Origin of the sequence: Pararhizobium sp. PWRC1-1 (genome assembly GCF_049897905.1) — a bacterium.
GTDB lineage: Bacteria > Pseudomonadota > Alphaproteobacteria > Rhizobiales > Rhizobiaceae > Pararhizobium.
The window spans coordinates 130664-142703 of record NZ_JAFCXE010000016.1; the positions used below are offsets into that span (position 1 = coordinate 130664).

6 protein-coding genes are annotated in these 12040 nt (G+C 61.0%); 1 reads left to right on the forward strand and 5 read right to left on the reverse strand.

What is annotated here, in order from left to right; all coding sequences use genetic code 11:
- Nucleotides 1-247: 247 nt before the first annotated feature.
- The gene (rocD, locus tag ACP7E0_RS23140) at nucleotides 248-1453 is read right to left on the reverse strand and encodes an ornithine--oxo-acid transaminase (protein WP_426128189.1); all 1206 of its coding nucleotides are present in this window, start codon (nucleotides 1451-1453) and stop codon (nucleotides 248-250) included.
- 27 nt (nucleotides 1454-1480) lie between these two features.
- Nucleotides 1481-2416, reverse strand: a complete 936-nt coding sequence (rocF, locus tag ACP7E0_RS23145; RefSeq protein WP_426128191.1) for an arginase — start codon at nucleotides 2414-2416, stop codon at nucleotides 1481-1483.
- A gap of 138 nt (nucleotides 2417-2554) precedes the next feature.
- Between rocF and ACP7E0_RS23150 the strand changes: the two genes are divergently transcribed.
- Nucleotides 2555-2998, forward strand: a complete 444-nt coding sequence (locus ACP7E0_RS23150; RefSeq protein WP_426128249.1) for an Lrp/AsnC family transcriptional regulator — start codon at nucleotides 2555-2557, stop codon at nucleotides 2996-2998.
- 28 nt (nucleotides 2999-3026) lie between these two features.
- Here the strand turns inward: ACP7E0_RS23150 and ACP7E0_RS23155 are convergent, their stop codons facing one another.
- The 3 genes from ACP7E0_RS23155 to ACP7E0_RS23165 form a co-directional block, all read right to left on the reverse strand.
- Nucleotides 3027-8738, reverse strand: coding sequence for a translocation/assembly module TamB domain-containing protein (locus ACP7E0_RS23155; protein WP_426128193.1), 5712 nt, complete (start codon nucleotides 8736-8738; stop codon nucleotides 3027-3029).
- A gap of 199 nt (nucleotides 8739-8937) precedes the next feature.
- The gene (locus tag ACP7E0_RS23160; protein ID WP_426128195.1) at nucleotides 8938-10848 is read right to left on the reverse strand and encodes an autotransporter assembly complex protein TamA; all 1911 of its coding nucleotides are present in this window, start codon (nucleotides 10846-10848) and stop codon (nucleotides 8938-8940) included.
- Nucleotides 10849-11104: 256 nt separating this feature from the next.
- Nucleotides 11105-11362 (reverse strand): YMGG-like glycine zipper-containing protein, encoded by a 258-nt coding sequence (locus ACP7E0_RS23165; RefSeq protein WP_113313822.1) that lies wholly within the window; start codon nucleotides 11360-11362, stop codon nucleotides 11105-11107.
- Nucleotides 11363-12040 lie beyond the last annotated feature (678 nt).

The following is a 12040-nucleotide window of genomic DNA, read 5'->3' on the forward strand; positions in this document are numbered from 1 at the left end:
CCAGCGGCGTCATGTCATGCCGGATAAACGGCGTTGCGCGAAAGCTTCATGCTCCGGCGAATACCGGTCGCGTAGCAATATCTAGGGGGTAAAACTTGAACAGATATTTAAGATTTGGCGGTTTGAGGCCGTTGATCGGTATAAATATGATAAATGAAAATACCCGGCTCAACGCCGGGTATAAAAGCTTACTTGATTGCATTCAAAGGGTGCGGAAAGCCACGTTTCCGGGCTTTCGCGTTGCTGCTCACTGTGCGGTGAGAACGCCTGCGAACTGCTCGACGGCCCAGTCCACCTGGTCTGCGGTGATGACCAGCGGCGGGGCGATGCGGATCGTGTCGCCATGAGTGTCCTTGGCCAGAATGCCGCGTTCCTTCAGCGCTTCGCAATATTTGCGGGCACCACCGGCTTCCGGCACCAGCTCGACTGCGAGCATCAGGCCGCGTCCGCGCACCTCCTTGATGATGTTCGAGCGAATATCCTTGAGGCCTGTCTGGAAACGCTCCCCCATGCGGGCGGAGTTGCCGATCATGTCTTCCTCGGTCAGGGCCTTCAGCGAGGCGCGGGCAATGGCGCAGGCAAGCGGATTGCCGCCAAACGTCGAGCCATGCTGGCCGGGTTGCAGGACGCCGAGCACTTCGGAATTCGAAAGAACAGCAGAGACCGGATAAAAGCCACCGGACAAAGCCTTGCCGATCAGGGTCACATCGGCTTCGATGCCTTCATGCTCTTCGGCCAGCAGCTTGCCGGTGCGGCCAAGGCCGGTCTGGATCTCGTCGAGGATCAGCGTGATGCCATGCTTGGAGCACAGTGCGCGCACTTCCGGGAAATAGCCCTGCGGCGGGATCATCACGCCGGCTTCGCCCTGGATCGGTTCGATCAGGAAGGCGACCGTATTTTCGTTGATCGCGGCACGGAAGGCTTCGATATCTCCGAACGGAACGGTCTTGAAGCCGGGTGCGAACGGGCCGAAGCCGGAGCGTGCGTCCGGGTCCGTCGAGAAGCCGACGATACCCATGGTGCGGCCATGGAAATTGTTGGAGCAGACGATGATCTCTGCCTTGTTCTCGGCAACGCCCTTGACCTCGTAACCCCATTTACGCACCGCCTTTACGGCGGTCTCGACAGCTTCTGCGCCGGAGTTCATCGGCAGGATCTTATGGCTGCCGGTGAGTGCCGCCAGTTCCTCGTAGAAATGCGCAAGCTGATCGTTGCGGAAGGCGCGCGAGGTCAGTGTCAGCTTCTGCGCCTGCTCAACCATTGCCGCCAGGATTTTCGGGTGGCAATGACCTTGGTTGACCGCAGAATAGGCCGACAGGCAGTCGAGGTAACGGTTGCCATCGAGGTCCCAGACATAGACGCCTTCGCCGCGCGACAGCACGACGTCGATCGGCTTGTAGTTATGTGCGCCGAGCCGGTATTCGGTTTCGATCAGTGCGTTGGTCGTGTTCATGGTTCCTCCGGTCGTATTGTTATTGGCTCAGGCGCCGCGCGTGGGGCGATCAAGGATGCGGCGGCCGAACAGGCTTGCCGTCAGCTCGACGAGGATGCGGGCGCTCTTGCCGCGGTCGTCGAGGAAGGGATTGAGCTCGACCAGGTCGAGCGAGGAGACGAGGCCGCTGTCACACAGCATTTCCATGATCAGATGCGCTTCGCGGAAGGTTGCGCCGCCCGGAACCGTTGTGCCGACGCCAGGTGCCAGTTCCGGGTCGAGGAAATCGACGTCGAGGCTGACATGCAGCAGGCCGTTGGCGGCTTTGATCGTGGCGATGATCTCGTGCATGATATGGGCCATGCCGGTCTCGTCGATGGCGCGCATGTCATAGACATTGACGCCGTGCTCGGCGATTTCCTCGCGCTCGCGGTCATCGACGGAGCGGATGCCCACCTGGAAGACGTTCTTCGGATCGACCATCGGGCGGTTCTTGTCGAGGATCGGCGCAAACTCCGCCTGGCCGCAGAAAAAGGCCACCGGCATGCCGTGCATGTTGCCGGAAGGTGATGTCGCCGGCGAATTGAAATCGGCATGGGCATCGAGCCAAAGCACGAAGAGCGGGCGGTTCTGCTCATGGGCATAGCGCGCCATGCCGGAGACCGAGCCCATCGACAGGGCATGATCACCGCCGAGGATCACCGGAAATTTGCCGGTGCGGGCTGCCTGGTGCACCGATTCGTCGAGCGCGCGGGTGACGGCTGCAACGATCTGCAGATTGTTGGCTTTCGGATGGTTGGGAAGGTCTCTGGCAGGCAGAGGCTTCAGGTCGCCTTCGTCGGTGACGCTGTGGCCAAGACCGGCCAGAATGGTGTCGAGGCCTGCAATGCGCAGGGCTGCTGGACCCATTGCAGCACCGCGACGGCCGGAGCCTTCTTCGAGTGGTGCGCCAATGAGCACGATGTTCTTCTTGGATTCAGCCATGGTCTTCCCCGCAAGTTCGCGTGATGCCGGTTTGCCCGGTTTGTGTGCGGATTATACGGGTTTGTTCGTTGGCAAATAGATGGAAAACTGGCAAATAGGCAGCAATAATTGACACTATGAGAAGTGCGGATGGACAGAATGATAAGTCTCGATGATCTTGATCATGCCCTGATCAGTGCGCTGCGTCACAATGCCCGTACACCCGTTTCAGCCCTTGCCGCCACCACAGGTGCGTCGCGCGCGACCGTTGCCGCCCGGATCGACCGGCTGGTGGCATCCGGCACCATCGCTGCCTTTACCATCCGCACCGGAGCGGAGCTTTCCGGCAGCGGTGTGCGCGCCATCGTGATGATCGAAATTCACGGCAAGATGGCCGATCGCGTCGCGGCGCAGCTGCGCGGCCTGCCACAGGTGCGCGCGCTGCATTCCACCAATGGCCGCTGGGATTTCATCGCCGAGCTGGAGGATAAGGATCTCGGCACCTTCGACGAAACGCTGCGGCTGATCCGGCTGATCGATGGGATCAACCTGACGGAGACGAATATTCTGCTGAAGACCAGCAAGATTTCGGCTGCGGTTTAGGTCGGATGGTATTGAGCGGCGCCTGCCCTCAGTATTCCTTCTCATAGAAGATACCGCCGCCTGCGCCGCTGGCTCCGGCTTCACCGCGCAGCTTAACGCCACGTCCCACGTCGAGATTGATGATCGCCTTGCCGCCGCCTGCTTCCGCGCCTGATTGAAGCTCAAGGTAGGTCCGGTCATTGAGATACTTGCCGGCCGTAACCGTGGCGCCGCCGGTCGCATCGGTCGAGACATCGAGATCGTCGACGCCCAGCTTGTTGCGCAGGCCGCTCAAAAGCGAGTTGGAGCCGCCGCCGGCCAGTTCGCTGACGGCGCCGGCCAGTTGGGCGATCTGCAGAGCCGAAAGATTGGAGAGCGACCGGTTGAAGATCAGCTGAGCCAGGATTTCGTCCTGCGGCAAAGCAGGCGATGAGGAGAAGGTGATGGCCGGATTGTTGGCCGGCCCGGCGACATTGACGGTAACCGTCGTTGATCCGGCGGTGGAGGTCGCGTCGAGGTCGAGGGTGGGCACGAGGTTGCCACCGAAGCTGATCGTGCCATCGGCGAAGTTGAGACGCTTGCCGAGAATTTCCAGCCGGCCGCGCCGCATCTCGAAACCGCCGGAGACTGCCGGTTCTGCTGCGGTGCCGCGGATGGTCAGGTCGCCACCAAGCTCTGCATCGATGCCACGTCCGCGGACGAACAGCTTACTCGGCGCGCTGACCGCCAGGTCGAAGGCAATGCCGCCGCTCTTGCTGCCGCCGCCGCTGACCGTATCCTTGCGGACATCTGCCTGCATCTGCCGCACCTTGGCCGGGGCGTTCTTATGCTTGATGTTGATCTCGGACAGCGAAGCCGGCAGCTTTTCCGGAATGGTGATCGAGGCTTTGTGAATGGTGACTTTTCCGCCCAGCACCGGCGTTGCGGTCAGCGAGCCCTTGAGGGTCATCGCGCCATCGACGCTGGCTGTGAACAGGCTGCCATCGACATAGGTCGCATTGGCAAGGCGGATGGCAAGGTCGGCCGGGAAACCCGAGCCGGGAGCGATGCCGACCGTGCCCGTGACATCGAGTGTGCCGCCGCTGGCAAGCTTGCCGGAAAGCTTCTGGATGCTCGCCTGCTTGCCATCGAGCGAAACATTGGCAGTCAGATCGGTGATCGCCAGATTGCGCCGGACATCGACGAAGCGCGCGCCGGAGGTCGAGATCGTGCCGGTCACTTGGGGTGCGGTTGCGGCACCGGTGATGGAGAGGTCGACATTGGCAGCACCGGTCAGGGTGAACCCTTGCTCGGCCAGAAGACCGGCCGCGAGGCCGAAGGGCAGATTGCCCGACAGTTTCATGTCGATCGGCTTGTTGCCGGTGATGCCGACCTTGCCGTTGGCCTTGAAGGTAAGCCCGCCCGCCCCGTTGATCGCGCTGTCGAGCGTCACGACGTTGTTGGCAAACTGGCCTTTCGCCGCGATATCGAGCGCGCCGACGCCGGCGGATTTGGCCTGCGCGACGGCGGCATTTGCCCAGCGCAGATCGTAAGCCACGATGGGTTCCGCCGCGGTTCCGGTGACATCGACCTTGCCGCTGATGGCACCATCGGCGCCCAGAGACGGCACGAATGTATTAGCAAGGCTGGCCGGTAGCGCGTTGAGGGCGACGTCGAGATCCAGCTTTTCCCCAGCCGAGCCGGTCAGTGCGATCGTGCCTCCCGAAGCGCCGATTGTCAGCTTCTGCAGGCTGACCTTGCCGTTTTCCATAGTGATCGTCGTCGGTGCAGCCAGCCTCACCGGAATCTTGCGCGGTGTTGCGGCAAACGAGGCGAGATTGACGATCGTCTTACCGTTCGCTGTCTCGATATCAGCACGCAGATTGAGCGGCGCGCCGTCATACTCGCCGTCCAGCGTCACGTCGGTTTTGCCTGCCTGCTGGGTGAAGTCGAGCTTCAGGCCGCCAACACGGTTTTGCCCGTGCGCGAATGTTTCGACGGAGAGATTGCCTTTGATCGCCAGTGACTTGAGGTCGGAGATGGTGATGTCGGCGACCGGCTTCGTAATGACGAGATCGCCGCGCTTGATGCCGGAACCGCTGGCTTTCAGCGCAATCGAGGTCTTGCCGCCGTCGCTGTTGATCGAGGCCGATCCGGCCATGTCGCCCGATGCCTTTTCACCGGCCATGGCGGCGAGCAGGCCGACATCCGGGAAGGTGAAGTCGATATTGCCCTGCGGCAGGAAATCGCTGGTGAACTGGATCTTGCCGTTCAGTCTGTTGTCGCCAATTTGCACCTGAAGAACCGGAAGACTGGTGCGCCCTTCCTCCGAGACGAGGTCCGCGTTGACGTTGAGCGCCTGGCCGCCGAGGGCGCCGGTGGCCTTGATCTTCGCCTGCGGGTTTTTCGGATTGGCGGTCCCATCGGCGGTCAACTGGAGGTCGCTAAGTGTGCGCCCTGCCAGAGTGGCACCGCTGGAGGTGACTTCCGCCTTGATACTGAGATTGTCGAGCGGGCCGGTGGCGTCAACCTTGAAGTCAGCGATGCCGCTGGCGTCGGCCAGCACCTTGCCGAGATCGGGCAGTGTGCCGGTGACGGCGGCTGTGAGGGCTCCATCCTTGAGGCCGACGGAGCCGGCGGCCTGGATCGTACCGGAACCGACGGCCAGTCTGCTGATATCCACCGCGCCATCCGTACCGGTGGTCACCATGCCGGATAATGTTACCGGCGTGTCGAATTTCGGGGAGAGGGACGTTGGCAGGCCGGCCGGAAGGATGGACAGGTTGAATCCGGCATTCAGGGTCTTTGCGGCAATCTCGAGCGCGCCATCGACTGTGCCGCCGAGATTGCTGCTGTCGATGGTGACGGGATCGAAGCCGATCCGTTGCGGTGACACGTCCAGAACGGTCTCGACCGTCAACGGTCCCTTGACCAGCCTGTCGAGGTCGGCGCTTGTCAGCTGTGTGTTGCCGGTCACGATGCGGGTTTTGATCAGGCCGGTCTGGGTCGACAGGTTGAAGGTGTCGCTATGGGCCGTGAGCTTGATTGCTTCGAGGCGGCCTTGTGGCAGAGCCAGCTGACCGACATCGGCCCGGACGTCGACGATGGCGGATTGCATACTGCCGGTGATCGATGCAGTCCCGGTATCGAGCACGACATGGGCTTCGCCATTTTCAAGCGGCAGGCGAGCGTCGATTCCCGCGAGCGTCGCGGTGATATCGAGCTTTTCGCCGGCACTGCCGTTCAGCGTCACCGTGCCGCCGGATGCGGCGATTGCGAGTTGTTGCAGATTGACCGCGCCGTTTTCGACGGTGATCGTCGTTGGGGCGGCCAGTTGCAGCGGGATTTTCTTCGGTGCGGCGGCGAACGACTGGAGATTGATCGTCGTCTTGCCGCCAGCACTCTGCAGGTCGCCGCGTGCAGTCACAGGGGCTGCATCATAGCTGCCGTCGAGGGCGAAGTTGGTTTTCGGACCCTGTTGTTCGAAGCCGAGCTTGAGACCGTCGAGGCGCGTGTCACCTTGCTTGACCTCTTCCACCGTGACCGCGCCCTTGATCGCCAGCGCCCTCAGATCGGCAATGGTGATGTCGGCGGCGGGTTTGCTGATCACCAGATCGCCGCGCGTAATGCTCGAACCGTTAGCCTTGACGGAAACCGAGGTGACACCGTTTTCAGACGTGATGCTGGCCGTACCTGCAAGGTCACCGGAGGCGGTCTGGCCGGCCATGGCGGCAAGCAACCCGAGATCGGGGAAATTGAACGTGAGTGCGCCGTTCGGCTGGAGATCCGGCGTCAGGTCCAGCGCGCCGGTCAGCGTGTTCTGGCCGATCGTCGCTTCGATCGAGGGAAGGCTGGTCGCACCCTTGGCGGACGCGATTTCGGCCTTGGCATTGATCGCCTGTCCGTCCAGCGCGCCGGTGGCGGTGACCGTCGCATTCGGGCCATTCTGGCCGACGGTCGCATCGGCGTTGACGGCGAGATCATTGAGCGTGCGTCCGGCAAGCGTTGCACCGTTTGCCGTCACCTCGGCCTTGATGGCCAGAGCGTCGAGCGGACCGCTAACATCGGCCTTGAAATTGGCGGCGCCCTTGGCATCTGCGAGGAACTTGCCGATTTCCGGGACGACACCGCTGATGGCCGCCGTCAGGTTTCCGGTTTCGAGCGCTGCCGATCCGGCCGCCTCGATGGTTCCGGACTTGAGGGCCAGATCACTGACGGTGACGCTGCCATTCGCGCCGGTGCCGAGATTACCGGTGATGGCGATAGTCGTGTCGAATTTTGCAGCCAGCGCCGGGGGCAGGACGACGGGCAAGGCGAAGAGCTTGAAGCCGGTGGCCAGTGTGTTTTCGGCAATCGTGTAGGAGCCGGTCAGCGTTCCGCCGATGCTGGCGCTTTCCAATGTCAACGGATCGAAGGAGACCGTTTCGGGGGTTACCGACAGTGTGCCGTCGATCTTCACCGGGCCTTTGATCAGGCGGTCGATATCGGCGCTGACGAAGCGGGTCGCACCGGTCTCGATCGTTGTCTTCAGGGGGCCGGTCTTGGTCGAAAGGTTGAAGGCGTCGCTAAAGGCGTGAAGCTTGATCGCCTCGATCTCGCCCTGCGGCAGCGTCGCCTTGCCGATATCGGCGCCGATGTCGAGGACGGCCGCCTGCGCCTCGCCGATCAGCGAAACGCTGGCATTGTTGATCGAGAATTGCGCTTCTCCCTTTGCCAGCGGCAAGCGGAAGTCGATGGGGCCATTCGTGCCGGTGAGGCTTGCCTGCAGGTCGTTTTGACCTGCCGTGCTGTAGGTGCCGGATGCGGCGAAGGTCAGTGCACCCGTCGAGAAATTACCCCTGTTGATGCGCATGGTCGTGCCATCGAGCGCCGCCGACAGGTCAATGTCGGTCGTGCCCTCGAACAGTGGCCTGAAAGCAGCTGGCAATAGATCGCTGAACGTGCCACCTCCCTTGAGCGAGAGGGTGCGGAAGCCATCGCGAGCAAGCGTGTGCTCGCCTTCCACTTTCAGCACCTCGTTGCCGTCAAGCGCTGCGGTTGCCGTACCGGTCCATTTCGTCAGTGGACCGTCGCCGGTCACTGAAATGCTGACCGCCGGTTCGCCGGGCAAGCGCATGGCCTTGGCGAGCAGGCCGCCCTTCGGCTCGTTGATCGTGGTTTCAAGCTTCAGTTTGTTGTCTGCCGGATTGAAGACGATATCGGCTATCGCCTTGGCGTCCGGCCGGTCGCGCTGTGCAACCGCAAGCGCCGCGGCAATGCTGGCATTGGTGGCGTTCAGCTTACCCTGCGCATTGAGGAACTGATCGACGCCGGCGATATCCTTGCCGATGATGATTTCCTGCAGATCGAAGGCATCGATCTTGACGTCGAGCGGGAGAGCAAAGGTCTGGCGGACTTCCTTGGTTTCCTGCGAGGGAATCGGCAGCCGTTCGAGGCGAACGGATCCAGCGGACAGTTTTGCTGCATCGAAGCGTTTGGAAAACAGGGCGGTCGGCGACCAGTCGATCGCGACTTCGCGGATTTCGGCATAGATACCCTTGCTGTCGAACAGCGTCACGCTGGACGCCGTGAAATCACCTGTCAGAAGCGCGCTCGGGTCGTTGATGCGAACGATCTGGTCGGGCGTCGAGGCATATTTCTCGATCATCGCGGCGACAAAGCGCGCACCTGGCGCGGTAAAGCCTGCGAAAAGCACCAGAAGCACCAGGGCGACCAAGGCAAAGCCAAGGCCGTAAACCAGCCAGCGCGACGCGATTTTCAAAAAACGGAGCAAACGATTCATGGTTCATCCATAGCGCAAGTTGCGTTGCGGTGAAATTGCTTCTCACTACAGCGCCGCGCGTCATTTGTGACGCGCAAGGTCGCTGTAGAACTTAAATTTGCTGCATAATTTTTCCGTAAATCGATTCTGATTTAAGGAATTATGCAGTGAAATCGGCTTCTTGCGTCCGGGGCCAGGCCGTGGTGACTGCCCCAGGCAATCAGAAGGATTGGCCGATGCCGGCATAGATTCCGTATTTTGTGCCGCCGGGATAAGCATTCAGCGGCACGGCGACATCCAGCCGGATCGGTCCGAACGGCGTGTTGTAGCGCAGGCCGATACCGGCCCCGGCGCGGATATCGGAAAAGTCCGGTGCGGTCTTTGCCGATACGGTTCCTGCGTCGATGAAGGGCACGATGCCGATCGTGTCGGTGATACCGATGCGGGCTTCCACGGTCGCATTGACATAGGAACGGCCACCCAGAATATCGTCATTGCCGTTGCGCGGGCTGATCTCCTGATAGGAATAGCCGCGCACAGTGCCGCCGCCACCCAGATAGAAGCGCCGGTTTGCCGGAATGGATGCGAGGAAATCACCACCGGCAATCACGCCGGCGCCAAGCCTTCCGGCCAGAACGAAGCGGTTCTCCTCGCCGAACCCGACATAGGCTGCTGCCGATCCTTCGAAGGAACTGAAGAAGGTCTGGCCGTTGATCTCGTAACTTGGCTTGGCGTTGATCGAAGCGCGATAGCCCTCGGTCGGGTTCAGCTTGTTGTCGCGGGTGTCGCGGACATATTCGATCGGGATTGCCGCCGTCAGATATTCGTTCTTGCCGAAAGCGTCATCGACATCGGCCCAGCTGAGTTCACCACCGGCGGAAATGGTGTCGGTGTCTGAGAGCTCAACGGTGACCCCGGCAGCACCGGTGAAGATCGTCGCCTTGTAGGCGTCTGGATCCAGCAGCTGCGCCTTCAGGCTGGCATTGAAGGTGGAGGCAGGCCCGAAGGCGCCGGGCTTGGCAAATAGCAGGCCGGCCGAATAGTCGAGATCGCCGACATCGGTGGTTTCGCCGATGCGGCTGACCGAGCCCTCCAGACGCAGGGATTCGGCCCGGCCGAAAAGGTTGCGGTGGCCCCAGTAGCCCTGCAGACCGAAACCGTCGGTAGTGGAATATTGCGCACCTGCGCCAAAATAACGGTGTTTGCCTTCCGAGACCTCGATTGACATCGGAATGGTGCCGTCCGGTGCCAGCTGATCAGCTTGCTTGATGGTGACACTGGAGAATACGCCCAGCTGCCGCAGCCGGTCGGATGCCTTGCGCAACGCTTCGGGAGAGTAAGGCTTGCCGCCGTTCAGGCGGGAATAGTCGGCAACGAAGGTCGGATCGACGGTCTTGGTGCCGCTGACGGTGACGGCGCCCACCGGCGCGACGGGGCCACCTTCGGCTGCGATTGTCACATCGACGGTGTTCGTCGCGTGATCGGCAACAACGCTGCGTTCCGTCAGTTTGGCGAGCGGCCGCCCTTCTTCCTTGAGGTCTTCGACAACTTTTTCGCCCGCCTTGATGGTCAGGGTCGAATCCGCCCGTGCGCCGGGTTTCAGATATTCGTCCGGCCGGCGTCCAATGGCGTCTCCCTTGAGGACAACATCGCCGAGCGTGAACACCGGGCCAGGGCTCACGGTGATTTCGACCGGCACCGGGGCACCGTCTGGAAAAACGGGATCGGGCGGCAGCGTGTCGATGTCCTGACCGTTCACCTTGACGGCCACGGTGCCGCCGTAGCGGGCCTGTTCGTAAAGGGCTGCCAGCAGACGATCGCGGTCGTCGCGCGCCTTGATGGCGAGACCAAGATCGCCGGAAACCGGCTTGTCCTTGTCCTGAAACAGCCGGGAGCTGTTTTCAAGCGCCGACTTCAGATCGGCGTCGCCGGAGGATTCATTCAGTGTCAGGCTGAAATTGACGGGATCGACGATATCGTTGGGCTCTTCTTCTTTTTCGAAAAACCGCATGCCGAAGATTTTGAAGGCATAGGCGTCACTGACAGACAGAGGTCCGCAGGCAGCCAGAGCCGCGACCGCAAAAGCAGCACCAACCTTCCGATACGCAACACTCATATTCGGCAAACGCATAATTTCCGCATTCCGCTGTTCAGGCCACTTCGAACACCTGCCTGCCATCACGGCAGAGGTACAATCGCATGACAAGGTTTGCCGTTTGTTAATGATGACCCTACACAGCATTGGCCGGGTGATGAAGACTTTTGGCGGTCTTTTTGTATAAAACCCCTCCAAGTGTGGCACGAGGGAAACAAAAAACCCCGGATTTCTCCGGGGCTGAGAGTGGAAAAGCGGTGTAATGCGCCACTTTTCGCGGTGTGGCCTGCAATCAACGCGGGCAGCTGTCGATGTAGCGGCGGCCGTAGCGGTCGCGGTAGTAGCACTGGCCGGGCTGTTCGCTTACGTTGCCAATGACAGCGCCGGAAACGCCACCGATCGCAGCACCCACGGCAGCGCCGCGAACGTCGCCGGTGATTGCTCCGCCGATGATAGCGCCGGAAACCGCCCCGATACCGGCACCCTTTTCAGTCTGCGTGCAGCTCGCGACGGATAGAGCGAGCAGGACAAGCACGATGGCCTTCTTCATTTGTTTCTCCAAATCTGGACGCGGGAACTGAGTTCCCGGCCGTCCGTTTCTCCCCAGGGATGGAAAGCGGACGGTAAGGTCCCCCTCCGGTCGAACTTGCACCTTCGAAAGATAAATGCCTGTCTGTGAAAGTCTACAGATATCCTGCAAAATCCCCTTGTCGCAAGTAATGCTATTCAACCTGAACGGAAGCTGAAGGCTGTTCCTTGCGTGACAGGTACGACCGGTATTTCTCGGTTGCCCGACTTTTTCGATGCCGGGATGGTCTGCTGGCCTATTGGGTGGCGTCGGCGGCTACCCAACCGACTTCGCGCGCCATGCGAGGACAGCTGCGTTCCTCCGCTGGCGCCGGGCGTGGTGATGCATCGTTAGCGGATGCCGACATTCTGCATCATTTCAGCGTACTTGTTGTCCGTTATTCCCCGCGGATACAATTGCCGGAGATCGCACCAATCTGATGAAGGTCACGGCCAAACGCGGCGCTGCTATTTCGTGAGAGATTACCGCTGATCTCATTGAAACAGAATATAAGGACCGAATGCCCCGTCCTTTTCGCATGGTCTTGACTCAGATCAAGGTTAAGTGGAATGAAATCCATGACGGATAGCTTGGAACTGTTCAAAATTAGGGGCCTTTTGCCGCACTTGGCCGCGCTAACCCTCGCAGAGGTTGACGCCG

Bases quoted from the DNA above. Each gene is read 5' to 3' on its own strand.
- rocD (WP_426128189.1), bottom strand. From the start codon at position 1,453: ATGAACACGACCAACGCACTGATCGAAACCGAATACCGGCTCGGCGCA.
- rocF (WP_426128191.1), bottom strand. From the start codon at position 2,416: ATGGCTGAATCCAAGAAGAACATCGTGCTCATTGGCGCACCACTCGAA.
- ACP7E0_RS23150 (WP_426128249.1), top strand. From the start codon at position 2,555: ATGATAAGTCTCGATGATCTTGATCATGCCCTGATCAGTGCGCTGCGT.
- ACP7E0_RS23155 (WP_426128193.1), bottom strand. From the start codon at position 8,738: ATGAATCGTTTGCTCCGTTTTTTGAAAATCGCGTCGCGCTGGCTGGTT.
- ACP7E0_RS23160 (WP_426128195.1), bottom strand. From the start codon at position 10,848: ATGCGTTTGCCGAATATGAGTGTTGCGTATCGGAAGGTTGGTGCTGCT.
- ACP7E0_RS23165 (WP_113313822.1), bottom strand. From the start codon at position 11,362: ATGAAGAAGGCCATCGTGCTTGTCCTGCTCGCTCTATCCGTCGCGAGC.